Source organism: Pseudomonas sp. QS1027, from assembly GCF_002814235.1.
GTDB lineage: Bacteria > Pseudomonadota > Gammaproteobacteria > Pseudomonadales > Pseudomonadaceae > Aquipseudomonas.
The window spans coordinates 48,462-72,649 of record NZ_PHSU01000003.1 but is presented as its reverse complement, the minus strand read 5'-3'; the positions used below and the strand labels follow the sequence as shown (position 1 = coordinate 72,649).

The window sequence follows — 24,188 nt, the reverse complement described above, 5'->3', positions numbered from 1 at the left end:
TCAACATATAGAAATGACCTACATAAGTAGCCAGATCCCCGAACAGGACTGCCTCAATGACTGACGACAGCAGCGGCGGCGAAAGCCCTGCCCAGATGCGCCGCACCGCCCTTTACCTGACCCTGGCGCAAGTTCCCGAAGGCCGGGTCGTGACCTATGGCCAACTGGCCGAACTGGCTGGCCTGGGGCGAGCCGCCCGTTTTGTCGGACGGACCTTGAGCCAGTTGCCCGCCGACACAAGCCTGCCCTGGCACCGGGTGCTGGGTGCCGGCGGTCGGATCAGCCTGCCCGCCGGCAGCCCCTCCGGCGACGAACAGCGGGCCCGGCTGCGGACTGAAGGCCTGACGGTCCTGAACAATCGTGTCGATATCAAGCGCCATGGCTGGCGCCCGATAGAGCACAGCGGTTAGAGTGCGCGCTTTGTTTCCGTTAACCTGAGGCAGATTCCAGCCCATGCCCCGTAAAACCTGGCGCGCCGCGCTCGCCGCTTATGCCAGCCCCTCGACACTCGTGCTCTTGCTGCTCGGTTTCGCCGCCGGTCTGCCTTATATGTTGGTGTTTTCCACGCTTTCCGTCTGGCTGCGTGAAGCCGGCGTGGCCCGTGAAACCATCGGTTATGCCAGCCTGATCGGCCTCGCCTACGCCTTCAAATGGGTTTGGTCGCCGCTGCTCGACCAATGGCGCCTGCCATTGCTCGGCAAGCTCGGACGCCGCCGCTCCTGGTTGGTGCTGGCGCAGATCCTGATCGTCCTCGGATTGATCGGCATGGGTTTCTGCGATCCGCAGAAGCATCTGTCCTGGCTGATCGCCATTGCCGTGGTCGTGGCCTTCGCCTCCGCGACCCAGGACATCGCGGTGGACGCTTATCGCCTGGAAATCGCCAACGACAGCCAGCAGGCCGCCCTGGCCGCCAGCTATATGTCGGGGTATCGGGTTGCCGCCCTGCTGGCCACCGCCGGCGCGCTGTTTTTCGCCGAAGGCTTCGGCTCCACCGGCTTCAGCTACAAGCATTCGGCCTGGACCGGCACCTACGTGCTGTTCGGCCTGCTGATGATTCCGGCGCTGCTCACCACCTTCTTCATGCGTGAACCGCCGGTGCCGCTGCGCACCCAGCTCTCCGCCGGACGCTACAGCTTCGTGCACCAGCTGTCCTCGGTCTTCGTGCTGATCGTCCTGCTGGTCTCGGTACCGGCGATGTTCACCCAGCTCTACAACACCGATTTCGCCAGCGTGCTGTTCCAGGGTCGGAGCATGCTCGATCTGTTGCTGGAAGACCGTGCCTTCCTGCGCGCCATCCTCTATACCATCCTCACCACCCTCTGCCTGTCGAGCATGGGCCGTCGCGGCCTGGCGCCGGTGCTGACACCGGTCAACGACTTCATTGTCCGTTATCGCTGGCAAGCCCTGCTGCTGCTGGGGCTGATCGCCACCTACCGGATGTCGGACACGGTGATGGGGGTGATGGCCAACGTGTTCTATATCGACCAGGGCTTTACCAAGGACCAGATCGCCGGGGTCAGCAAGATCTTCGGCCTGATCATGACCCTACTGGGGGCCGGCATGGGCGGCCTGCTGATCGTGCGTTTCGGCATCCTGCCGATCCTGTTCATCGGCGGCGCGGCCTCGGCGGCGACCAACCTGCTGTTCATGCTGCTGGCCGACATGGGCCCGAACCTGAAGATGCTGATCGTGACCATCTCCCTGGACAACTTCAGTTCAGGCATGGCGACCTCGGCCTTCGTCGCCTATCTATCAAGCCTGACCAACCTGAAGTTCTCCGCCACCCAGTACGCCCTGCTCAGCTCGATCATGCTCCTGCTGCCGCGCCTGATCGGCGGCTATTCCGGGGTGATGGTGGAAAAGTTCGGCTACCACAAGTTCTTCATCATTACCGCCGTGATGGGCATACCGACCCTGATCCTGATTGCCATCCACTGGTATCAATCGAGTCGTGGCGAAGGCGCGGTGCCCGCCGCCGTCGGCGAAGAAACCCCGTAAATACAGGCCCGCACCGCTCTCCCCCAAGGCGGTGCGCCGACACGCCTGTACGTCGCCGAATCACACCCGTACAATGCCCAGTCATTTTCAGTCATCAGCAAGCGACAACGGCCAACCATGCGCACCAGTCAATATTTGCTCGCCACACAGAAAGAAACACCTTCCGATGCGGTCGTGATCAGCCATCAGCTGATGCTGCGCGCCGGGATGATCCGCAAACTCGCTTCCGGCCTGTACACCTGGCTGCCCATGGGCCTGCGTGTCATGCGCAAGGTCGAAGCCATCGTGCGCGAGGAAATGAACGCGGCCGGTGCCCTGGAAGTACTGATGCCCGGTATCCAGCCGGCTGAACTGTGGCAGGAATCCGGTCGCTGGGAACAATACGGCCCTGAGCTGCTGCGCCTGAAAGATCGCCACGATCGCGACTTCTGCGCGGGCCCGACCCACGAAGAAGTGATCACCGATCTGTGCCGCAACGAGCTGAGCAGCTACAAACAGCTGCCGATCAACCTGTACCAGATCCAGACCAAGTTCCGTGACGAAATCCGCCCACGCTTCGGCCTGATGCGCGGTCGCGAATTCATCATGAAGGACGCCTACTCCTTCCACGTCGACCAGGCTTCGCTGCAGGTCACCTACGACCGCATGCACCAGGCGTACTGCAACGTCTTTACCCGCCTGGGCCTGAAGTTCCGCCCGGTGGAAGCGGACAACGGCTCCATCGGCGGCGCCGGCTCCCATGAGTTCCACGTACTGGCCGAGTCCGGCGAAGACGATATCGTCTTCAGCAACGGTTCCGAGTACGCCGCGAACATCGAGAAAGCCGAAGCCGTGCCTCGAGAAACCTCGCGCGCGGCACCGACCGAAGCCCTGCGCCTGGTCGACACCCCTGATGCAAAAACCATTGCGCAGCTGGTCGAAGGCTACAACCTGGCGATCGAAAAGACCGTCAAGACCCTGATCGTCCACGCCGAAGAAGAAGGCAAGCTGATTGCCCTGATCATCCGTGGCGATCACGAACTGAACGAAATCAAGGCCGCCAACCAGCCTGGCGTTGCCAGCCCGCTGGTCATGGCTTCCGATGCCGAACTGCGCGACGCCATCGGCGCCGGTGCCGGTTCCCTCGGCCCGCTGAACCTGCCGCTGCCAATCATCATCGACCGTTCGGTCGAACTGATGAGCGACTTCGGTATCGGCGCCAACATCGACGACAAGCACTACTTCGGCGTCAACTGGGAACGCGACCTGCCGGTGCCGACCGTGGCCGACCTGCGCAACGTCGTGGCCGGTGATCCGAGCCCGGATGGCAAGGGCACCCTGGAGATCAAGCGCGGCATCGAAGTCGGCCACATCTTCCAGCTGGGCACCAAGTACAGCGAAGCGATGAAGTGCCAGGTCCTGGGCGAAAACGGCAAGCCGGTAACCCTGACCATGGGTTGCTACGGTATCGGTGTGTCCCGCGTGGTCGCTGCCGCCATCGAGCAGAACAACGACGCCAACGGCATCATCTGGAGCGACTCCCTGGCGCCGTTCCAGATCGCCCTGGTACCGCTGCGTTATGAAACCGAGCAGGTTCGCGAAGCCACCGACAAGCTCTACGCCGAACTGACGGCCGCCGGCTTCGAAGTGCTGCTGGACGACCGCGACAAGAAAACCAGCCCGGGCATCAAGTTCGCGGACATGGAACTGATCGGCATCCCTCATCGGATCGTGGTCAGTGACCGCGGCCTGGCCGAAGGCAACCTGGAATACAAGAGCCGCACCGAGGCCGAGGCGCACGCGCTGCCGGTCGCTGACGTGCTGTCGTTCCTTCAGGCCCGTATCCGTCGCTGAGTCCAGATAGAGCGCCCATGTTCAATCGAAGTACCTTAGCCCTCGGGGGCGCCGCCTTGTGCGGCGCCCTGCTGGTCAGCGGCTGCGCCAACCAGATGTCACAACGCAGCGAGCATGAAGAGCGCGTCGAGCGCAAACTGCTCGCACACAGCCTGCAGATCGATGTCGGTGACCCCAAGGTCCTTGAGCTGCCGCAACGTCGTGTGCGGATTCACGAGCAGAAGACCTTCGAAGTCACCGAGTTCGATGTCACCCGTCGCTATGATCGCTACACGCCTTATCAAGGCTGGCGCAAGCTCTATGAAATGCCGCTCGGGGTCGTAGCCCTGATCGGTGGTGCCTGCGCCAATGTGGCGAATATCTTTGCCCTCGGGCACATGCCGGACAGCATGACCCATGGCTGGCTCAAGGACGGTATCGACGGCCTCAATCCGTTCATGAACGTCGAGTCCGGCGGTCGTGCCCAGCAGAACCTGGCCGGGGTCGAGGAAGTCCAGCGCGACAAGCGCACGGAATACTCGAGCCTGCCGTGGTCCGAAAGACCGGTGGAAGTGCTCGCCGGCAAGCAGACCGCCGAGCTGACCACCGACCGAAACGGCGTGCTGCGCCTCAACCTGCTGGACAGCCCGTTTGCCGAGCAGGACCTGTATCGCATCGGCAACCTGCAGATCCGCGTGGAAGATGCCCAGGGCGAAGTCCATTCGGACTCAAGCCTGTCCATCAGCAGCAAGCTGCGCGGCAAGCTGCTGGAGGCCCACGACCTGATCTACAACGACCTGGAGGGTGACGACGTCAACCAATGGGTGCATCGGGTCAAGCGCTTGTCAGAGCTGGGGCTGGAAGACGAAGCCAGCGAACTGGAACAGAGCCTGATCGAACTGACCCGCAACGATCCCGAGTTGCAGCGTGATTTCCTCAAGACCCTGACCAGGAAGGCCGGGCGACTGGTGGCGGATCCCGGGGCCAACTGAGGCGGCGGGGGGTGAAATACAGAACCTGTAGGAGCGATGGCGTCCGCGAGGGCAATACACGACTCAAGGGGCTCATCGCCAGCAAGCCGGCCCCTACAGGTTTCGCGGCGCATTCCAGAAATGCGCACAGCAGCTTCAGCCGCTGAACAATTCCAACTGCTCATACCCGCCGCGCAGATCCTGTAGCCGCACACCAATCCCCAACAACCGCACCGGCCGCCCGCCTCGAGCAAAGGCCTGGCTCAGCAACTGGCGATAACTCTCCAGATCCCGCCCTGCCCCGGCCTGCTCCAGGGTCGTCTGGGTAAAGTCGTGGAACTTCACTTTGACGAACGGCTTGCCCGGTCGATAGCTGCTGTCGAGTCGGGCAATGCGTCCGGCGAGGGTTTCCATCAGTTCGGGGAGTTTCTCCAGGCAACTGGCAAGGTCCGGCAGGTCGGCATCGTAGGTATTTTCGACACTGACCGACTGCCGCCGACTGTCGTTGTGCACCAGCCGCTCATCAATACCCCGGGCCAATCCCCACAGGCGCTCGCCAAAACTGCCGAACTCGCGGACCAGGGCCAACTTGCCCCACTCGCGCAATTGCAGGCAATCGGCAATCCCCAGGCGCCCGAGCTTGTCCGCCGTGACCTTGCCAACCCCGTGCAGCTTGTTGACCGGCAAGCCGGCCACAAAATCCTCCACCTGATCCGGGGTGATCACAAACAATCCGTTGGGCTTTTTCCAGTCGCTGGCGATCTTGGCCAAAAACTTGTTCGGCGCCACCCCGGCGGAGACGGTGATATGCAATTGCTTCGAGACCCGGCGCCGTATGTCCTGGGCGATACGCGTCGCGCTACCGGCAAAATGCGGGCTGTCGGACACATCCAGGTAGGCTTCATCCAGGGACAAGGGTTCGATCAGATCGGTGTAGTCGCGAAAGATCGCCTGGATATCCTTCGACGCTTCCTTATAGGCATCCATGCGCGGCTTGACGATGACCAGGTCCGGACACAGGCTCAAGGCATGCCGCGACGACATCGCCGAACGCACGCCAAAGGCCCGCGCCTCGTAATTGCAGGTGGCGATCACTCCACGCCGATCCGCTGAACCACCCACCGCCATGGGCTTGCCGGCCAGGCTCGGGTTATCACGCATCTCGATGGCGGCGTAGAAGCAATCACAGTCGACGTGGATGATTTTGCGTTGCGTCATGACAACAAAGGTTCATTCAGGGAGCGGAAACACTACAGGCCAGCAGTATCTCACTGACACCTGTATATAGCACCAGTAGTTTGATTCTTCCTCTTTAAGAGTAGGAAACAGCCCTATTGAATTTAATTTCTCAATCGAAAAGCACTGGTCGATAGAGCTGCAAGCCTTGCCCAGCATGGTCCGCAGACTCGGCGCAGAGCCCGTCTCCAGCGCTAAGCATTTGAACAATAAAGGGGTTTTCCTCAATTAGGGTTTGACAGCCCGGCGTTTCTCTGTAGAATGCCGACACACAGACGCGGGATGGAGCAGTCTGGTAGCTCGTCGGGCTCATAACCCGAAGGTCGTCGGTTCAAATCCGGCTCCCGCAACCAAACATCAAAAAAGGCTACTCGAAAGAGTGGCCTTTTTTGTGCGTGCGTGTTTTCCCCTGGCCGTCCAAAAAAACCTTGATTGTCGGACACTTACCGAAAGCAGTCGGCCAAATCGAGGCTTTGCACATTATTTTGACCAAACAGACCATTAATGGTTGACACCCCGCCGTTCGGCTGTAGAATGCCGCCACACAGACGCGGGATGGAGCAGTCTGGTAGCTCGTCGGGCTCATAACCCGAAGGTCGTCGGTTCAAATCCGGCTCCCGCAACCAAATATCAGAAAAGGCTGCTCGAAAGAGTGGCCTTTTTTGTATCCGCCGAAAAAACTTTCATCCAATCAAGGCAGGACGGATCGAACCCTCGACGGATACCGCAGTCAATGGGTGCACAGGCTAAGCTGAATCCGCAACAAACTTCCTCTACAACAGCCCGGGGCGTGGGTCGCCGTACAACGGCCAGACACGTTAATATTTGTAATTATTTTGTCCATAGGGATTGGTAACTTGGCTGGATACCCCCATCCTGTCGCGCACAATCCTAGAGGTGATTGATGCGCGCCAACTCGTCCGAACCACACGATACTGTTACAGCAACACACCCGATCTCCGCCAACCGTCTCCGTTGGCTGGATCTGTTGAGCAAGTACCGGCAATCCGTCGGCTTGGCTATCACCCTGTTTCTGTTCGCTATCGCCCTGATCGCTTGTCGCCATCTGTTGATCGAGCTCGACCTGGACGCCCTGCACGATTCGATTCTCAGCGTGCCCAAGCCGGCACTGGCCGGAGCCCTGGCGGCGACCACCATCGGTTTCATTATTCTGCTGGGCTATGAGTGGTCCGCCAGTCGCTACGCCGATGTGAAATTGCCTACGCGCACCCTGGTGCTGGGAGGCTTTACTGCGTTCGCCATCGGCAACGCCATTGGTCTGTCGCTGCTGTCCGGCGGTTCGGTGCGTTATCGACTCTATGCCCGTTTCGGCCTGGGAGCCGCTGAAGTCGCGCGGATGACCCTGTTCGCCAGCCTCTCGCTGGGTTGTGCTCTGCCACCGCTGGCTGCCCTCGCGACCCTGAGCAACCTGCCCGCGGCGTCCGAAGCCCTGCACCTGCCCACCTACCTCCTCGGCGGCATCTCCGTGGTCGTGCTGGCCCTGGCCGCCTTGCTGGCGGTCGGCATCTACCGTCGACGCCTGCCGGAACAACCGATCAAGGACAACCTGCTGGTCAAGGTCGGACGCCGCACCCTGCGCCTGCCGAGTGCCCGCCTGACTCTGCTGCAACTGGTGATTACCGCCCTGGACGTCGCCGCCGCGGCGACCGTGCTCTATCTGCTGTTGCCCGTGGCCCCACCGTTCGGCGCCTTCCTGCTGGTCTACCTGCTGGCCCTGGCCGCCGGTGTGCTCAGCCATGTGCCCGGCGGCGTCGGTGTGTTCGAAGCCATCCTGCTGGCCGCCTTCGCCAATGAGCTGGGCGCCGCGCCGCTGGCCGCCGCGCTGCTGCTCTATCGCCTCATCTATGTACTGTTGCCGTTGCTGCTGGCCTGCCTGGCCCTGTTGAGTACCGAAGCCCAGCGCCTGATGACCACTCGCCAGAGCATGCGGGTGGCATCGGGCTTCGCGGCACCGATCCTCGCCGTGCTGGTGTTCCTCTCCGGTGTGGTGCTGCTGTTCTCCGGCGCGACCCCGGAAATCGACACGCGCCTGGAAGGTATCGACTTCCTGGTACCGGACCGCCTGATCGACGCCTCGCACTTCGGCGCCAGCCTGGTGGGCGTGTTGTGCCTGCTGCTGGCCCAGGGCCTGCGTCGACGCCTGTCCGCTGCCTGGATGCTGACCATGACCTTGCTGCTGGTGGGCGCCCTGCTCTCGCTGCTCAAGGGCTTCGACTGGGAAGAAGCCAGCATGCTGACGGCCACCGCCTGTCTGCTGGGGATTTTCCGCCGTTCCTTCTATCGACCCAGCCGCCTCACCGAACTGCCGTTCTCGCCGCTCTATCTAGTGGCCAGTCTCTGCGTGCTCGGGGCTTCGGTCTGGCTGCTGCTGTTCGCCTACCAGGACGTGCCCTACAGCCACGAACTGTGGTGGCAGTTCGCGCTGGATGGCGACGCCCCCCGTGGCCTGCGTTCGCTGCTCGGGGCTGCCGTGGTATTGGTTGCCGTTTCGCTGACCTGGTTGCTGCGGACCGCGCGCCCGGTGATTCACCAGCCCACGCCCGATGAAATGGAGCGGGCGGTCAAGGTGCTGATGGCCTCGGACCAACCTGACGGCGGCCTGGCGCTGACCGGCGACAAGGCGTTCCTGTTCCACCCCACCGATACCGCCTTCCTGATGTATGCCCGTCGTGGCCGCAGCCTGGTGGCGCTGTATGACCCGATCGGCCCGGCGCGCCAGCGTGCCGAACTGATCTGGCAATTCCGCGACCTCTGCGACACCCACCATGCCCGTCCGGTGTTCTATCAGGTGCGTGCGGAGAACCTGCCGTACTACATGGACATCGGCCTGACCGCCATCAAGCTCGGCGAAGAAGCCCGGGTCGACCTGCATCGCTTTGACCTCGAGTCCAAGGGCAAGGAGATGAAGGACCTGCGCTACACCTGGAACCGCGGTAGCCGCGACGGCCTGTCGCTGGAAATCTACGAACCGGGGCAGGCACCGCTGGATGAACTCAAGGTCATCTCCGATGCCTGGCTCACCGGCAAGAACGTGCGCGAGAAAGGTTTCTCCCTGGGCCGTTTCAGCCCCGAGTACATCAATCACTTCCGCGTCGCGATCATCCATTTCGAAGGCCGCCCGGTGGCGTTCGCCAACCTGCTCGAGACCCACAGCCATGAACTGGCCAGTCTCGACCTGATGCGATCGCACCCCGAAGCCCCCAAGCTGACCATGGAGTTCTTGATGGTTGGCCTGATTCAGCATTATAAGGCTCACGGATACGCACGTTTCAGCCTGGGCATGGTGCCGTTGTCGGGCCTGCAACCGCGGCGTGGCGCACCACTGACCCAGCGCCTGGGTTCGATGGTGTTCCAGCGCGGCGAGCAGCTCTACAACTTCCAGGGCCTGCGTCGCTTCAAGGACAAGTTCCAGCCTGATTGGGAACCCCGTTACATGGCCGTGCCGGCAGGACTTGATCCGCTGGTCGCATTGGCCGATACCGCCGCCCTGATTGCGGGCGGCTTGACTGGATTGGTGAAACGCTGATGATTCAACGCTCCTGGCGGTTTTTACTGGTAATCGTGCTGCTCCTGGCCGCACTTGCGGGAGGCGGCTACTGGTTCTGGAACCGCCCCCCGCCGGAACCGACTCTTGAACACCTGAGCCAGGCCGACGGTTCGACCCTGACTCGCCTGACCCCCGGCACCACACCCAAGGCCCAGGTCGTCGTGGCCACCCTCGCCGAAGATGCCCTGAGCGACACGCAGTTGTCCGCACTCAGTCGTAGCGGCGCGGCGCTGATCGTCCAGGTGATCCTGCCCAAGGACAACTGCACGCTGCAGCAGAAGGCCCTGGACAATGCCTTGCAACAACTGAAAGGCCCGGCGACCCTGGTCAGCGGCGTTGGCCCGGGTGCGTCCCTGGCCTGGAACTGGCTGGCGTCCCAGGCCAACGACAAGGCCCAGGCCATCTCGGTGGGCTTCGTCCTCGATCAGCCGGATTGCACCATTCCGGTACCGAAGACCGCGGCCCACGGCCACTGGCTGGTGGCCTGGAACGACGGCCCGGATGATCCGAGCGCGGCGTTCGTGCGCGACCAGCCAAATGCCGAAACCAGCATCAGCGACTACGACATCAAGCTGCCGCAGGTGCTGAACAACGAACTGCGCAAGATGCTCGTGGGCACGGACAACGGCGGCCTGGCCATTCCAGTGGTGGAAGTCCCGGCGGACAAACCCAGCGACACCGTGACCCTGTTCCTCTCCGGCGACGGTGGCTGGCGCGACCTGGACCGCGACGCGGCGGGTTATATGTCGAAGATGGGCTACCCGGTGGTGGGCATCGACACCCTGCGCTACTACTGGCAGCACAAGAGCCCGGAACAGAGCGCCGCCGACCTGACCGAACTGATGCAGCACTATCGGCAGAAATGGGGCGCCAAGCGTTTCGTCCTCGCCGGTTACTCCTTTGGTGCCGATGTCCTGCCGGCGATCTACAACCGCCTGCCGGAAAACGAGCAACAGCGGGTCGATGCGATCATCCTGCTGGCGTTCGCCCGCAGCGGCAGTTTCGAGATCCACGTTGATGGCTGGCTGGGCAAGGCCGGCATGGAACTCGACACCGGTCCGGACATGGCCAAGCTGCCAGCGGCCAAGGTGCTGTGCATCTATGGCCAGGACGAAGTGAAAGAGAGTGGCTGTACCACCACGACTGCCGTGGGGGAGGCTGTGAAGCTGCCAGGGGGTCATCACTTCGACGAGAACTACCCGGCACTGGCCAAGCGGTTGGTGGATGCTATCCAGAAGCGCCAAGTCAAAAGCGAATGATGTGAGCCTGTAGGCCCCCAAAGAAAAAGCCCCCGCTGCCGCAAGGCAACGGGGGCTTTTTCATACCCGTGAAATCAGATCTCGACCTGGGTCCCCAGCTCGATCACCCGGTTCACCGGCAGTTTGAAGAAGCGCAGGTTACCGTTGGCGTTCTTCAGCATGAAGGCGAACAGGCTTTCCCGCCAGCGCGCCATCCCGACGATCTTCGAAGCGATCACCGTCTCACGGCTGAGGAAGTAAGTGGTACGCATCGGACTGAAATCCAGCTCGTCCAGATGGCACAACTTCAGCGCCTCAGGCACATCCGGCTCATCGATAAAACCGAAGTGCAGGATGACCCGGAAGAACCCTTCGCCATAGGCATCGACCTCGAACCGTCGCTGTGCCGGCACCCGCGGAATATCCTCGTAAACCACGGTCAGCAACACCACCTGCTCATGCAGCACCTGGTTGTGCAGCAAGTTGTGCAACAACGCATGGGGCACCGCATCCGGCCGCGCGGTCAGGAACACCGCCGTGCCCTGGACCCGATGAGGCGGCTGCACACGGATACTGCCAATAAAGATCGGCAACGGCAGCCCCCCCTCGTCGAGGCGGTCCATCAGCAGCTCCTTGCCGCGCTTCCAGGTGGTCATGAGGATAAACAGCACGATCCCCGCCAATACCGGAAAGGCACCGCCCTGGACGATCTTGGGCACGTTGGCGGCGAAGAACAGCCCGTCCACCAACAGGAAACCCACCAGGATCGGTACGGTCAGGATCGGCGACCATTTCCACAACAGCAGCATCACCGCCGCCACCAGGATACTGGTGATCAACATGGTCCCGGTCACCGCCACACCATAAGCCGAGGCCAGGGCGTTGGAGGAGCCAAACCCGATCACCAGCAGAATCACGCCGATCATCAGGGTCCAGTTCACCGCGCCGATGTAGATCTGCCCCTGCTCGGCACTCGAGGTGTGCTGGATATGCATGCGCGGGATGTAGCCCAACTGGATCGCCTGGCGGGTCAGGGAGAACGCCCCGGAGATCACCGCCTGGGAAGCAATCACCGTCGCCAGGGTCGATAGCACCACCAACGGAATCAACGCCCAGTCCGGCGCCAACAGATAGAACGGGTTGCGCGCCGCGTCCGGATTCCCCAGCAGCAAGGCGCCCTGGCCGAAGTAGTTCAGCACCAGCGCCGGCAGTACCAGGGCGAACCAGGCACGGGCAATCGGCTTGCGACCGAAGTGGCCCATGTCGGCGTACAAGGCTTCGGCACCGGTCAATGCCAGCACCACCGCGCCGAGAATCGCCACGCCCATGCCCGGATGGACGATAAAGAAGTGCACGCCCCACATCGGGTTCAACGCGCTCAGCACTTCAGGGTGCAGGGAAATGCCATAGGCCCCCATGATCCCCAGTATCACGAACCACGCCACCATCACCGGCCCGAACAGCTTGCCGATACTCGCGGTGCCGTGCCTCTGGATCAGGAACAACGCCACCAGCACCACCAGCGACAGCGGCACCACCCAATGCTCCAGCCCGTCGAAGGCGATTTCCAGACCCTCGACCGCCGAGAGTACCGAGATCGCCGGGGTGATCATGCTGTCGCCGTAGAACAGCGCCGCACCGATCAGCCCGAGAATCACCAGTACCGACTGCAATTTCGGATAGGACGCCGAGGCCCGCCGCGCCAGCGCGGTGAGGGCCATGATCCCGCCTTCGCCCTGGTTGTCGGCGCGCAGGATGAACAACACGTACTTGATCGAAACCACCCAGATCAGCGACCAGAAGATCAGTGCCAGGATCCCGAAGACACCATCATGGTTGACCTGTACCCCATAACCGCCAGTGAACACCTCCTTGAGGGTATATAACGGGCTGGTGCCGATGTCGCCGTACACCACCCCTACCGCCGCTACCAGCATACCCAACGGCTTTGCCGTCGAGTGCCCGACCTGCCCCTCACTCACTGCCTGACCACCCATCAACTACTCCTACACCCCGGAATAAGGCTTCTTTCAAGAAGCACTATTTGCTTTTTCACGCAGCATGCGCTGTTTTTCTTACAGTTGCCGACGATTTATAAGTCATCGGATATTTGAAACAAAAAATGACAGCAACTCGCATCGGGCGAAGCATAGCGCAGCACTCGTCGCATTTCCCTGCATAAAGCTGGTCAAGTGCCTCCGCCATCGCTAGAATTGCGCACTTTTTGATCAGAGGCGCATCAGCGCCCACGCGACGCCCTTGTCCCAAGTGGCTCGACACCCCAATACCGAGGTTAGACATGTCCACCCCTACCGCGCCAGCCAACCCCAAGGTCGGCTTCGTATCCCTGGGTTGCCCGAAAGCACTGGTCGACTCCGAGCGCATCCTTACGCAACTGCGCATGGAAGGCTATGACGTGGTGTCCACCTACCAGGACGCCGACGTCGTGGTGGTCAACACCTGTGGTTTTATCGACAGCGCCAAGGCCGAGTCCCTGGAAGTGATCGGCGAAGCCATCAAGGAAAACGGCAAGGTGATCGTCACCGGCTGCATGGGCGTAGAAGAAGGCAATATCCGCAAGGTGCACCCCAGCGTGCTGGCCGTCACCGGCCCGCAGCAGTACGAGCAGGTAGTCAATGCCGTGCACCAGGTGGTGCCGCCACGCCAGGACCACAACCCGCTGATCGACCTGGTGCCGCCGCAAGGCATCAAGCTGACTCCGCGCCACTACGCCTACCTGAAGATTTCCGAAGGCTGCAACCACAGCTGCAGCTTCTGCATCATTCCGTCGATGCGCGGCAAGCTGGTCAGCCGCCCGGTGGGTGACGTACTCGACGAGGCCCAGCGCCTGGTCAAGTCCGGGGTCAAGGAACTGCTGGTGATCTCCCAGGACACCAGCGCCTATGGCGTCGACGTGAAGTACCGCACCGGCTTCTGGAACGGCGCGCCGGTGAAAACCCGCATGACCGAGCTGTGCGAAGCGCTCGGCACCCTGGGCGTGTGGGTACGCCTGCACTACGTCTACCCGTACCCGCATGTCGACGAGCTGATCCCGCTGATGGCCGCCGGCAAGATCCTGCCGTACCTGGACATCCCGTTCCAGCACGCCAGCCCGAAAGTCCTCAAGTCGATGAAACGCCCGGCGTTCGAAGACAAGACCCTGGCGCGGATCAAGAACTGGCGCGAGATCTGCCCGGACCTGATCATCCGTTCGACCTTTATCGTCGGTTTCCCCGGCGAAACCGAGGAAGACTTCCAGTACCTGCTCGACTGGCTGACCGACGCCCAGCTCGACCGCGTCGGCTGCTTCCAGTACTCGCCGGTCGAAGGTGCACCGGCCAACGACCTCGGCCTGGACGTGGTCCCGGATGACGTCAAGCAGGAGCGCTGGGATCGCTTCATGGCCCATCAACAGGCCATCAGCACCGCCCGCCTGCAACTGCGCATCGGTCGCGAGATCGAAGTGCTGATCGACGAAGTCGACGAACAAGGCGCGGTTGGTCGCTGCTTCTTCGACGCCCCGGAAATCGACGGCAACGTGTTTATCGAAGGTGCCGGCGACCTCAAGCCTGGCGACAAGGTCTGGTGCCGTGTCACCGATGCCGACGAATACGACCTCTGGGCGGAAACCCTCTAAGCCGTAAATAATCTGAAAAGCCCCGCACTTTCAACGAGATGCGGGGCTTTTTTACGGCTATAGTCTGGTTCATGCACTACCGCGACGGAAGGAATCTGCTGTATGCCCCAGCTCTCGGTCATTCATACCCCCAAGCCCGGCGACTACCCGGAACTGGCCCGGCTCTGGGAAGCCTCGGTGCGCGCCACCCATGACTTCCTGCCGGACAGCTACATCGAACTGCTGAAGAACATGTTGCTGACCCACTACCTGGATGCGGTCATGCTGGTCTGTACCCGCGATTCGCGCCAGCGCATCACCGGGTTTGCCGGGGTGGCGGCAGGCAAGGTCGAGATGCTGTTCATCGCCCCGCAGGCACGCGGCACGGGCCTGGGCAAGCAGTTGCTGCGCTACGCCATCGAACACCTGAACGCCGATGAACTGGACGTCAACGAACAGAACGAACAGGCCGTCGGCTTCTACTTCAAGCTGGGCTTCGAAGTGATAGGTCGCTCGGAGAAGGATGGCATGGGCCAGCCCTATCCGTTGCTGCATCTGCGCCTGAAGCGCTGAGTGCGACAAATGTTGCCGGGCTTAACCGGCGCCAGGCAGGTACAATAGCCGCCCCCCTTTTTTACGGCCGCCGTCATGTCTGAACCCACTCGCCTTTCCAAACGCCTGATCGAGCTGGTCGGCTGCTCCCGTCGGGAGGCCGAACTGTTCATCGAAGGCGGCTGGGTCACGGTCGATGGCGAAGTCATCGACGAGCCGCAGTTCAAGGTCGAAGCCCAGAAAGTCGAGCTGGACCCCGAAGCCAAGGCCACCGCACCGGAGCCGGTGACCCTGCTGCTGCACCAGCCGGTCGGCCTGAGCCCCGACGCAGCCATGCAACTGCTGCAGGCCGAGACGCTCTCCGAGGAACACCGCTATGGCAAACGCCCGCTCAAGGGGCATTTCCTGCGCCTGACCGCGGGGGCCGACCTGCAAGCCGGCGCCAGCGGCCTGGTGGTATTTACCCAGGACTGGAAAATCCTTCGCAAGCTCACCGCCGACACCGCCAAGATCGAGCAGGAATATGTGGTGGAGGTCAGCGGCGACATCGTCGAGCACGGCCTCAACCGCCTCAGCCACGGCCTGACCTACAAGGGTCGCGAGCTACCCGCCGTCAAAGCCAGCTGGCAGAACGAGAACCGCCTGCGTTTCGCGATGAAAAACCCTCAGCCCGGGGTGATCGCACTGTTTTGCCAGGCGGTCGGGCTCAAGGTCGTGTCCATCCGTCGGATCCGTATCGGCGGCGTCTCCATCGGCAAGGTGCCCGTGGGCCAGTGGCGCTACCTGTCGACCAAAGAAAAATTCTAATCCCCGCTTCAACGTCGCGCAGATGCGCGGCGTCTACCTCTCAGGATGGTTCACATGATTCACAACGACGTACTGCGTAGCGTGCGCTACATGCTCGACATCAGCGACAACAAGGTCGTCGAGCTCATCAAGCTGACCGGCTTCGAAGTGGCCAAGGCCGATGTCGTCACCTACCTGAAAAAGGATGAGGAAGAAGGCTTCGTGCATTGCCCGGACGAGGTCATGGCGCACTTTCTCGACGGCCTGGTGATCTTCAAGCGCGGCAAGGACGAAAGCCGTCCAGCGCTGCCGGTCGAGCTGCCGGTGACCAACAACATCATCCTGAAGAAACTGCGGGTGGCCTTCGAACTGAAGGAAGACGACATGCACGCCATTCTCAAGGCCGCCGAGTTCCCGGTGTCCAAGCCTGAGCTGAGCGCGCTGTTCCGCAAGTTCGGCCACACCAACTACCGTCCCTGCGGCGACCAGCTGCTGCGCAACTTCCTCAAGGGGCTGACGCTGCGCGTTCGCGGCTGATCCGCTTCGACGTGCATGGCGCATCATTGCGCCGCCCAATAGTGGCTCCGCTTTTGACACCTGACGGCTAGGGTATGGATACCTTTTGCACTCAGGATTCGCCATGCACCCCTACTTTTCCCTGCAAGGCCGCACCGCGCTGGTCACCGGCGGTACCCGCGGCATCGGCAAGATGATCGCCAAGGCCTTTGTCGAAGCCGGCGCCCACGTCTACGTGTGTGCCCGGGACGCCGAAGCCTGCCAGCAGACCGCCGATGAACTCGGCGCCCTGGGCCATTGCCAGGCCATGGCCGCCAACCTGGCGACCGAGGAAGGTGTGCTGGCGCTGGCGACACGCCTGGGCGAGCGGATCGATCGGCTGGATATCCTCGTCAACAACGCCGGCACCACCTGGGGCGCGCCACTGGAAAGCTATCCGGTGAAGGGTTGGGAAAAGGTCATGCAACTGAACGTGACCTCGGTCTTCAACTGCATCCAGCAGTTCCTGCCGTTATTGCGCAAGGCCGGCTCGGCGGCGAATCCGGCACGAATTATCAATATCGGCTCGGTGGCGGGGATTTCTTCCTTCGGCGAACAGGCTTATGCCTACGGCCCGAGCAAAGCCGCCCTGCATCAGCTGTCACGGATTCTGGCGCGGGAGCTGGTCAGCCAGCACATCAACGTCAATGTGATCGCGCCGGGACGCTTCCCGAGCAAGATGACCCAGCATATCGGCAACGATGAGCAGGCGCTGGCCGAGGACACCGCATTGATCCCCATGAAGCGCTGGGGCCGCGAGGAAGAGATGGCCGCGCTGGCGATCAGTTTGGCGAGTACCGCCGGGGCTTATATGACCGGGAATATCATCCCGTTGGATGGGGGCTTCAGCCTGTAACTGGTGGCGTGTGAGGATCTATTGTGGCGAGTGGGCTTGCCCACGCTCGACTGCGAAGCAGTCGCAAAATCGGTTACCTCGGTTTCTCAGATAAACCGAGTTCGTCGGTTTCAGGGGCGCTTCGCACCCCAGCGCGGGCAAGCCCGCTCGCCACAAATGTCAGCCCACCCAAGAAAACAGTTTGGGTTAGATCCCAGCCCGCAACACGCTCTCGGGCAACGCCTCGCCGCGCTCGACACTGGCCGCCACGGCCGCGATCAGCTCGTCCAGCTCATAACCCTGGGCCTTCAGCCATTGCGGGTCGTAATAGGTGGTGGCGTAACGCTCGCCGCCATCACAGAGGATCGCCACGATCGAACCACTCTCCCCCGCCTGAACCATCTGCCGTGCCGCCATCAGCGCACCGATCAGGTTGGTCCCGCTGGAACCGCCGACCCGACGCCCCAAACGCTGCGCCAGGTAATGCATGGCCGCCAGGGACAAGGCATCCGGCACCTTGACCATGGCATCGATCACCTTGGGCAGGAACGACGCCTCGACCCGCGGCCGCCCGATCCCCTCGATGCGCGAACCGCAGTCCAGACGCAGGCTGGCGTCGCCCGTCTGGTAAAAATCGAAGAACACCGAACGCTCGGCATCGGCGCACAACACCCGGGTGCCATGCTGGCGATAACGCACATAACGACCGAGGGTCGCCGTGGTGCCGCCGGTACCAGGGCTGGAAATCAACCAGCTCGGTTCCGGATGCCGCTCGAACCGCAGTTGCTGGAAAATCGACTCGGCGATGTTGTTGTTCGCCCGCCAGTCAGTGGCCCGCTCGGCGTAGGTGAACTGGTCCATGAAATGACCACCGCTCTCCCGGGCCAGGCGCTCGGACTCCGCGTAAATCTGCGTCGGGTCCTGCACCAGATGGCTCTTGCCGCCGTAGAAGGCGATCTGCGCGATCTTTTCCTGGGAAGTGGTGGCCGGCATCACCGCGATAAACGGCAGGCCCAGCAGCCGTGCGAAGTAGGCTTCGGAGATCGCCGTCGAACCGCTGGACGCCTCGATCACCGGCGCGCCCGGGCGCAGCCAGCCATTGCACAAGGCATAGAGGAACAGCGAACGCGCAAGACGGTGCTTCAGGCTGCCGGTCGGATGGCTGGATTCGTCCTTGAAGTACAACTCGATGCCCGGCAGGCCCGGCAGCGGCAAAGGGATCAGGTGGGTGTCGGCACTGCGCTGGAAGTCGGCTTCAATGATCCGGATCGCTTCCCGGGCCCACTGTCGGTTGTCGCTCATGATGGGTACTCGTCTTGGAACGGAGGTGCTCGAAAGCACTGACGGCTGGCTGAGCCAATGGCCCAGGGCCAAACCGTTGAAGGATAAACAACGGTCGATCCCCTGACAGGTTCCACCGCAATAATCCGCTAACTATAGGAAGTTTCCCACCGACCGCACAGATACAGTGAAGACGCAATTAGACACACAACTGCTAGGCTCATTGCGATCAGCCACTCAACCCCCTCTTATAACAAAAAAGAATATAGTTTTTGTTTTAACAACTAACAGTACGGGTTAGGGTGTCCTACCTTTTGCATTCATCGATGGAGAGCGACCTTGCCTCTGCGTAGCACTTTCACCCGTTTCTTTCAGTTGGAGGCTGCCAGCGGTCTGCTATTGATTGCCGCTGCCGCCCTGGCCCTGATCATCAACAACTCGCCGTTGTCGCACCTCTACGCCGGTCTGCTGGACGTGCCGGTGGTGGCTCAGGTCGGCGCCCTGCAAATCGCCAAACCCCTGCTGCTGTGGATCAACGACGGTCTGATGGCGCTGTTCTTCCTGCTGATCGGCCTGGAGGTCAAACGCGAACTCCTCGAAGGCCATCTGTCCAAGCCGTCGCAGGTGGTGCTGCCGGGCGCGGCGGCGATCGGCGGCATGGTGGTGCCGGCGCTGATCTACTGGTTTCTCAACCGTGACAACCCGGCGGCGCTGGGCGGCTGGGCAATTCCCATGGCCACCGACATCGCCTTCGCCCTCGGAGTGCTGGCCTTGCTCGGCAAACGGGTGCCGGTATCGCTGAAACTGTTCCTGATGACCCTGGCGATCATCGACGACCTGGGTGCGATCATCGTCATCGCAATCTTCTATTCCCATGAACTGTCGACGCTCTCACTGGCCCTGGCAGGGGCCTGCCTGGTGGCGCTGATTGCGATGAATCGCCTGGGAGTGGTCAAGCTCGGGCCGTATATGGTGATCGGCCTGATCCTCTGGGTCTGTGTGCTCAAGAGCGGCGTGCATGCGACGCTGGCCGGCGTGACCCTGGCGTTCTGCATTCCATTGCGCACCCACAACGCCGAAGCCTCGCCGTTGCTGAGCCTGGAGCATGCGCTGCATCCCTGGGTGGCGTTCGGTATCCTGCCGCTGTTCGCCTTTGCCAACGCCGGCGTATCCCTGGCGGGCGTGAACCTGGAAAGCTTTACCCACCCTGTGCCGATGGGCATTGCCGCTGGCCTGCTGATCGGCAAGACGGTCGGCGTCTTCGGCCTGACCTGGCTGGCGGTCCGCGCCGGCATCGCGGCGCTGCCCCACGGCGCCAACTGGGGGCAGTTGCTCGGCGTGGCGATCCTCTGCGGGATCGGTTTCACCATGAGCCTGTTCGTCGGCTCCCTGGCCTTTATACCGGGCAGCAGCGACTACGCGGGCATGGACCGCATGGGGATTCTCACCGGTTCGATCCTGGCGGCGGTGATCGGCTATGCCGTGATGGCGGGGGCCAGTCGCAAGCCCAAGGCGTCCTTGTAGGAGCCGGCTTGCTGGCGATGACGTCCGCAAGATCAATGCAAGCCTCACAGGCCTCATCGCCAGCAAGCCGGCTACAAGGTCGGTGGCAGGCCTGGATCAAAGGTCCCGAAAAAAGAAAACCCCGACCAGTTACCTGGCCGGGGTTTCTTTTTAAGGCTGATTGTTAAGGCTGATTGCGAAATCAGTGGGAAACGCGGCTGGTGCCACCCACGGTGGAAATACGTACACGCTCGCCAACCCGGAAGATTTCGTTCGGCTGAACTTCCTGCACATAGGCACGCATGCCGCCGTCATCTTCACGCACGGTGATTTCAACACCCTGGGCGCTGGTCAGGCCTTCTTGGGCCATGTTACCCACCACACCACCAGCGACCGCACCGATCACCGCGGTCACGATGCTGCCACGGCCACCGCCGATGGCGCTGCCGCCGACACCGCCGATGATCGCACCGGCACCGGCACCGATAGGCGATTTGGTGCCTTCGATTTTCACCGGACGCAGCGACTCGATGGTACCCATGCGAATGGTCTGCACGCGACGCGCTTCGTCACGGGAATAGGAATCGCCAGTCAGGCTGTTGGTGCAACCACCCAGCAACATAGCCATGGTGGAGAAGGAAGCAATCAACAAAACAGACTTACGCATAGGATCAACTCCAAAAGATATGACTTTAATTAAACTCCGCAGCTTGATCCCTGTCACGGCACCGCACGGATAAAATGTTTTTCATTCAGCGCCAGTACAGCCTCGGCGCCCGGAAATTCGGAGCACATCAGACACTCGATGGAACGTGATCTGGCGCTACTGCCACCGGGAGACAACGCAACACACAAAAAGTTCATAATTGAACTGCTGCGCAAATCCAGTGAGAAGTTTATCAAGCATCTGGGCTGGCGGCAGTGGTTTGGAAATCACTGCCCCAGGAAATCCAGGTCAGATCAAGGCGCCAGGCGCCGACGTGTCCAGTCCGCACCGAGCAGGCGGTAGTCGAGCCGGTCATGCAGGCGGCTGGCGCGACCTTGCCAGAATTCGATGCGCTCCGGCAGCAAACGATAACCGCCCCAGTGCTCGGGGCAGTCGGGCTGGGTATCGCTGAAACGCGCTTCGGTGTTCTTGAGCAAGCCCTCGAGCTCCCCGCGATCGGCAATCACCCGACTTTGCGGCGAAGCCCAGGCCCCCAGCCGACTGCCCAACGGGCGCACCTGGAAGTAGGCATCCGACTCCTGCGCCGAAACCTTGACCACCCGCCCCTCGATCCGCACCTGGCGTTCCAGGGTCGGCCAGAAGAAGGTCATCGCGGCAAAGGGACGGGCCGCCAGCTGTCGGCCCTTGTCGCTCTCGTAGTTGGTGAAGAAGGTAAACCCCGCCTCGTCCAGGCCCTTGAGCAACAGGATGCGGCAATGCGGTCTCCCCTCCTCGTCCACCGTTGCCAGGGTCATGGCATTGGCCTCGACGGGCGCCTGCTCGGTTTTCACCGCCTCGGCGAACCACTGGTGGAACAGCGCAAACGGCTCGGCCGGGGCCTGGGCCTCGGTGAGGCCGTCACGGGTGTAGTCGCGGCGCATATCCGCCAGGGCTTGAGTCATGGCGCGTTCCTTCTCGATCGTCAGGTCAGTTCTTGGTCGAGCTGTCGGTGCTGGCGTCTTTCTTCGCCGGCGCTGCAGCCTTGTCCGTCGCTGGCTTGGCCGCCGCTTTCTTGACCGGAGCCTTCTTGTGCACCGGGGCTTTCTTGGCCGCGGCCTTGCCCTTGGCAGCCGCTTTCTTCGCCACAGGCGCTGGAGCCACTGCCGGCTTGACGTCCGCAGCCGCCACCTGGGTGACCGGCAGCGGAGCCGGCATTGGAATGCTGTATTTGCTCAACAGCGCAACCATGGTGTTCTGCGGCGTCAGGATGATTTCCACACGACGGTTCAGGGCACGACCTTCACTGCTGTCGTTGGCGGCACGCGGCATGTCCGCGCCCATGCCACGCAGCATCAGGCGATCACGATGCAGGCCGCTGAGACCGAAAATAGCGGCGACGGACTGAGCCCGTTGCTGGCTCAAGGCCTGGGTCGACTCGGCGCTGGTGCTGTTGTCGCCATGACCGAGGATCAGCACGGCGGTCTTGGGATCACCCTCGACAGTCTTGGCGATTCGGCTGAAAGGACCGAGGGTGACCGGCAGCAACATTTCCGGACGCTTGGGGTTGTAGAAACCGTCCACCGGGGCAATGACCACCAGCACGTTTTCACGTCGTTCCAGTTTCAGGGAACTGTCCTGGATGGCGATGCGCAGACGTGGCTCGTAGTCGTCGAGCCAGGCCTGGGTGATTTTCGGATCGGGCATCGGCACGGCCTTGACCGGCGGCTGGCCAGCGTCCTTGGCCTTGTCCGAGCTGCCGAACGGCCACCACCAATGGGTAGCAGGATCGGTCTGCGGTGCTGGAGTCGTTGCGGCGGCAACCGCTGTGGCCAGCGGTACGGGCTTGTCCTGTGGCTTGGCGGCCGGTGCGGCAGCCTGGGCCGGGTCTTTCACGGCGGTCTTGTCGGACGAACCGAACGGCCACCACCAGCTTTTGCCAGTATCGGCGTTGGCGGCCGGTGCGGCGGCAACCGCTGGAGCTGTCGAAGCAGCCGCAGGTGCTACCGGCGCGGCTGGCGCGGATGCAGCAGGTTTGGCCGGGAGCTTGGCGGCGTCCTTGGACGCGGCTACGGCTGCCGAGGGGGCGGCGGGTGTGTTGGTAGCGTTAGCTGTCGCCGGGGCTTGAGCAATGTCCTTGTCCGCACTTTGTGGAAGTTGCGCGCAACCGGTCACGGTCAGGCAGAGGGCCAGGGCGAGAGACTTGTTCGATGACATTGGATATCCACAAAATGAGATAGAGAAACAAGGGCTTCAGGCCCCATGAAACAGTGTATTGGAAAGCAAAAAAGTCACAGGGTTCCGGCCTACGACTTTATGAGCGCATTCTACAGACAGCCGGCAAGAATCCGTACTAGCTTCTGTGCCCGCGGGTCCATCAATACATAAGGACCGAGGGTATTGGTGACAAAGCCGAAGGCGACATCGTATTCCGGGTCGGCAAAACCGACGGAACCGCCGGCACCCGGGTGGCCGAAGGCCTTGGCCCCGAGGCCGAACGTGGCATTGGGCACCTCCGGTTGATCGAGCATGCAGCCCAGGCCGAAACGGGTCTGGGTCAGCAAGGTCTTGTCCATGCCCAGGCTGTGCTGGCGGGTCAGTTCCTCGAGCATATCGGCCTCCAGCAGGCGACCGTCGAGCAGGCCACTGTAAAAGCCTGCCAGGCTACGCGCGTTGCCATGCCCGTTGGCGGCCGGCTGCTGCATGCGCCGCCATTCCGGCTTGTTGGTGCTGGTCATGATAGACGGTGGATTGGTGAACGCCCGGGTACTCATCGCCTCGGGTTCGCGCATGGTCACTTGCAGCAGGCGCTGGGCCGCCGCATCGCCGACATTGCCCTTGCCCCGGGCGATATGAGCCACACGATGGAATTCTTCGTCCGCCAGGCCCACATGGAAGTCCAGGCCCAGCGGCCGGGCAATCCGCGCCACGATGGACTCGCCCGGCCCGCGACCGTCGGCACGCCGCAGCAACTCGCCGACCAGCCAGCCGTAAGTGATCGCGGCGTAGCCATGGCCCTCGCCGGGTGTCCACCAAGGGGTTTCCGCCGCCAGGGCGTCGACCATGGTTTGCCAATTGTACAGCGCCTCGGGGGGCAGCAACTGGCGCAAGGCCGGCAAGCCGGCCTGATGGCAGAGCAACTGGCGCAGGGTGATGCCAGCCTTGCCGGCGGCGGCGAACTCGGGCCAGTAGTGAGCAACCGGAACATCCAGTTGCAACTTACCCTCGGCCACCAGCTGCAGCGCGGTGACGGCGGTAAAGGTCTTGGTACAGGAAAACAGGTTGGCGATGGTGTCGCTGTGCCAGGCCTCGGTGCCGTCCTTGTCGGAGGAGCCGGCCCAGAGATCGACCACGGTTTCACCGCCGATCTGGATACAGAGCGCGGCACCGCGCTCCTGGGGATCGTCGAAAAGAGCCGCGAAGGCTTCGCGCACCGCCTCGAATTGAAGTTCGAAATGACCCTGAATCTGCACCCGTGACTCTCCCGCCGCAACACCTTCCAAAGTGGCCTGCATTGTTCCAGCGATTGGCGGGTTTGGGAACAGACCTGAATCAGACAATTCGTAACACCTTGCAAGAATTGTCAGATGTTGC

19 protein-coding genes and 2 tRNA genes are annotated in these 24,188 nt (G+C 62.1%); 14 read left to right on the top strand and 7 right to left on the bottom strand.

Features of this window, described 5'->3' with window-relative positions:
* Nucleotides 1-56 precede the first annotated feature (56 nt).
* The 4 genes from CWE01_RS00890 (at nt 57) to CWE01_RS00875 (ending at nt 4,802) form a co-directional block, all read left to right on the top strand.
* Entirely contained in the window at nt 57-410 is a 354-nt protein-coding gene (locus tag CWE01_RS00890; protein ID WP_100938638.1) for an MGMT family protein, read from the top strand.
* Between the two features lie 43 nt (nt 411-453).
* Nucleotides 454-1,998, top strand: a complete 1,545-nt coding sequence (locus CWE01_RS00885) for an AmpG family muropeptide MFS transporter (RefSeq protein ID WP_100938637.1) — start codon at nt 454-456, stop codon at nt 1,996-1,998.
* Nucleotides 1,999-2,115: 117 nt separating this feature from the next.
* Entirely contained in the window at nt 2,116-3,831 is a 1,716-nt protein-coding gene (locus CWE01_RS00880) for a proline--tRNA ligase (protein WP_100938636.1), read from the top strand.
* Nucleotides 3,832-3,848: 17 nt separating this feature from the next.
* The gene (locus tag CWE01_RS00875) at nt 3,849-4,802 is read left to right on the top strand and encodes a hypothetical protein (RefSeq protein ID WP_100938635.1); all 954 of its coding nucleotides are present in this window, start codon (nt 3,849-3,851) and stop codon (nt 4,800-4,802) included.
* Nucleotides 4,803-4,937: 135 nt separating this feature from the next.
* Here CWE01_RS00875 and dinB read toward each other — a convergent pair whose 3' ends face one another.
* Nucleotides 4,938-5,999, bottom strand: a complete 1,062-nt coding sequence (gene dinB / locus CWE01_RS00870) for a DNA polymerase IV (protein ID WP_100938634.1) — start codon at nt 5,997-5,999, stop codon at nt 4,938-4,940.
* Nucleotides 6,000-6,293: 294 nt separating this feature from the next.
* On the opposite strand from dinB, the gene CWE01_RS00865 reads away from it, so the two are divergent.
* The 4 genes from CWE01_RS00865 to CWE01_RS00850 all read left to right on the top strand — a co-directional run bounded on the left by CWE01_RS00865 (nt 6,294) and on the right by CWE01_RS00850 (nt 10,844).
* Nucleotides 6,294-6,370 (top strand) — tRNA-Met (locus tag CWE01_RS00865).
* 196 nt (nt 6,371-6,566) lie between these two features.
* Nucleotides 6,567-6,643, top strand: a tRNA-Met gene (locus tag CWE01_RS00860).
* 278 nt (nt 6,644-6,921) lie between these two features.
* The gene (gene mprF, locus CWE01_RS00855; protein ID WP_100938633.1) at nt 6,922-9,564 is read left to right on the top strand and encodes a bifunctional lysylphosphatidylglycerol flippase/synthetase MprF; all 2,643 of its coding nucleotides are present in this window, start codon (nt 6,922-6,924) and stop codon (nt 9,562-9,564) included.
* Nucleotides 9,564-10,844 carry a virulence factor family protein gene (locus CWE01_RS00850; protein WP_100938632.1) on the top strand — a complete coding sequence of 427 codons (1,281 nt, stop codon included), beginning with the start codon at nt 9,564-9,566 and terminating at the stop codon, nt 10,842-10,844. The genes mprF and CWE01_RS00850 overlap by 1 nt, the downstream gene beginning before the upstream one ends.
* 74 nt (nt 10,845-10,918) lie before the next feature.
* On the opposite strand, the gene CWE01_RS00845 is transcribed toward CWE01_RS00850, so the two are convergent.
* The gene (locus CWE01_RS00845; RefSeq protein ID WP_100938631.1) at nt 10,919-12,820 is read right to left on the bottom strand and encodes a potassium transporter Kup; all 1,902 of its coding nucleotides are present in this window, start codon (nt 12,818-12,820) and stop codon (nt 10,919-10,921) included.
* 302 nt (nt 12,821-13,122) lie between these two features.
* Between CWE01_RS00845 and rimO the strand changes: the two genes are divergently transcribed.
* The 5 genes from rimO (at nt 13,123) to CWE01_RS00815 (ending at nt 17,188) form a co-directional block, all read left to right on the top strand.
* Entirely contained in the window at nt 13,123-14,460 is a 1,338-nt protein-coding gene (rimO, locus tag CWE01_RS00835) for a 30S ribosomal protein S12 methylthiotransferase RimO (RefSeq protein ID WP_100938629.1), read from the top strand.
* A 102-nt stretch (nt 14,461-14,562) separates the two neighbouring features.
* Nucleotides 14,563-15,012 carry a GNAT family N-acetyltransferase gene (locus CWE01_RS00830; protein WP_100938628.1) on the top strand — a complete coding sequence of 150 codons (450 nt, stop codon included), beginning with the start codon at nt 14,563-14,565 and terminating at the stop codon, nt 15,010-15,012.
* A 75-nt stretch (nt 15,013-15,087) separates the two neighbouring features.
* Nucleotides 15,088-15,798, top strand: coding sequence for an rRNA pseudouridine synthase (locus CWE01_RS00825; RefSeq protein ID WP_100938627.1), 711 nt, complete (start codon nt 15,088-15,090; stop codon nt 15,796-15,798).
* A 54-nt stretch (nt 15,799-15,852) separates the two neighbouring features.
* Nucleotides 15,853-16,314 carry a DUF1456 family protein gene (locus CWE01_RS00820; RefSeq protein ID WP_100938626.1) on the top strand — a complete coding sequence of 154 codons (462 nt, stop codon included), beginning with the start codon at nt 15,853-15,855 and terminating at the stop codon, nt 16,312-16,314.
* 103 nt (nt 16,315-16,417) lie between these two features.
* Nucleotides 16,418-17,188 (top strand): SDR family oxidoreductase, encoded by a 771-nt coding sequence (locus CWE01_RS00815; protein ID WP_100938625.1) that lies wholly within the window; start codon nt 16,418-16,420, stop codon nt 17,186-17,188.
* Between the two features lie 186 nt (nt 17,189-17,374).
* On the opposite strand, the gene CWE01_RS00805 is transcribed toward CWE01_RS00815, so the two are convergent.
* A complete protein-coding gene (locus CWE01_RS00805; RefSeq protein WP_177144170.1) occupies nt 17,375-18,472 on the bottom strand; it encodes a PLP-dependent cysteine synthase family protein in 1,098 nt (365 codons plus the stop codon).
* A gap of 315 nt (nt 18,473-18,787) precedes the next feature.
* Between CWE01_RS00805 and nhaA the strand changes: the two genes are divergently transcribed.
* Nucleotides 18,788-19,972, top strand: coding sequence for a Na+/H+ antiporter NhaA (gene nhaA, locus CWE01_RS00800; protein ID WP_100938623.1), 1,185 nt, complete (start codon nt 18,788-18,790; stop codon nt 19,970-19,972).
* A gap of 181 nt (nt 19,973-20,153) precedes the next feature.
* On the opposite strand, the gene CWE01_RS00795 is transcribed toward nhaA, so the two are convergent.
* The 4 genes from CWE01_RS00795 to CWE01_RS00780 all read right to left on the bottom strand — a co-directional run bounded on the left by CWE01_RS00795 (nt 20,154) and on the right by CWE01_RS00780 (nt 24,067).
* Nucleotides 20,154-20,618 (bottom strand): glycine zipper 2TM domain-containing protein, encoded by a 465-nt coding sequence (locus tag CWE01_RS00795; RefSeq protein WP_100938622.1) that lies wholly within the window; start codon nt 20,616-20,618, stop codon nt 20,154-20,156.
* Nucleotides 20,619-20,911: 293 nt separating this feature from the next.
* On the bottom strand, nt 20,912-21,559 hold the full coding sequence (gene pdxH / locus CWE01_RS00790; RefSeq protein ID WP_100938621.1) for a pyridoxamine 5'-phosphate oxidase: 648 nt from the start codon (nt 21,557-21,559) through the stop codon (nt 20,912-20,914).
* A 25-nt stretch (nt 21,560-21,584) separates the two neighbouring features.
* Nucleotides 21,585-22,811 (bottom strand): OmpA family protein, encoded by a 1,227-nt coding sequence (locus CWE01_RS00785; protein WP_100938620.1) that lies wholly within the window; start codon nt 22,809-22,811, stop codon nt 21,585-21,587.
* Between the two features lie 110 nt (nt 22,812-22,921).
* Nucleotides 22,922-24,067, bottom strand: a complete 1,146-nt coding sequence (locus CWE01_RS00780) for a serine hydrolase domain-containing protein (RefSeq protein WP_100938619.1) — start codon at nt 24,065-24,067, stop codon at nt 22,922-22,924.
* Between the last annotated feature and the right edge of the window lie 121 nt (nt 24,068-24,188).

Excerpts from the sequence above, each read along its gene's own strand:
- CWE01_RS00890 (WP_100938638.1), top strand. The coding sequence starts at position 57 with ATGACTGACGACAGCAGCGGCGGCGAAAGCCCTGCCCAGATGCGCCGC.
- CWE01_RS00885 (WP_100938637.1), top strand. The coding sequence starts at position 454 with ATGCCCCGTAAAACCTGGCGCGCCGCGCTCGCCGCTTATGCCAGCCCC.
- CWE01_RS00880 (WP_100938636.1), top strand. The coding sequence starts at position 2,116 with ATGCGCACCAGTCAATATTTGCTCGCCACACAGAAAGAAACACCTTCC.
- CWE01_RS00875 (WP_100938635.1), top strand. The coding sequence starts at position 3,849 with ATGTTCAATCGAAGTACCTTAGCCCTCGGGGGCGCCGCCTTGTGCGGC.
- dinB (WP_100938634.1), bottom strand. The coding sequence starts at position 5,999 with ATGACGCAACGCAAAATCATCCACGTCGACTGTGATTGCTTCTACGCC.
- mprF (WP_100938633.1), top strand. The coding sequence starts at position 6,922 with ATGCGCGCCAACTCGTCCGAACCACACGATACTGTTACAGCAACACAC.
- CWE01_RS00850 (WP_100938632.1), top strand. The coding sequence starts at position 9,564 with ATGATTCAACGCTCCTGGCGGTTTTTACTGGTAATCGTGCTGCTCCTG.
- CWE01_RS00845 (WP_100938631.1), bottom strand. The coding sequence starts at position 12,820 with ATGGGTGGTCAGGCAGTGAGTGAGGGGCAGGTCGGGCACTCGACGGCA.
- rimO (WP_100938629.1), top strand. The coding sequence starts at position 13,123 with ATGTCCACCCCTACCGCGCCAGCCAACCCCAAGGTCGGCTTCGTATCC.
- CWE01_RS00830 (WP_100938628.1), top strand. The coding sequence starts at position 14,563 with ATGCCCCAGCTCTCGGTCATTCATACCCCCAAGCCCGGCGACTACCCG.
- CWE01_RS00825 (WP_100938627.1), top strand. The coding sequence starts at position 15,088 with ATGTCTGAACCCACTCGCCTTTCCAAACGCCTGATCGAGCTGGTCGGC.
- CWE01_RS00820 (WP_100938626.1), top strand. The coding sequence starts at position 15,853 with ATGATTCACAACGACGTACTGCGTAGCGTGCGCTACATGCTCGACATC.
- CWE01_RS00815 (WP_100938625.1), top strand. The coding sequence starts at position 16,418 with ATGCACCCCTACTTTTCCCTGCAAGGCCGCACCGCGCTGGTCACCGGC.
- CWE01_RS00795 (WP_100938622.1), bottom strand. The coding sequence starts at position 20,618 with ATGCGTAAGTCTGTTTTGTTGATTGCTTCCTTCTCCACCATGGCTATG.
- pdxH (WP_100938621.1), bottom strand. The coding sequence starts at position 21,559 with ATGACTCAAGCCCTGGCGGATATGCGCCGCGACTACACCCGTGACGGC.
- CWE01_RS00785 (WP_100938620.1), bottom strand. The coding sequence starts at position 22,811 with ATGTCATCGAACAAGTCTCTCGCCCTGGCCCTCTGCCTGACCGTGACC.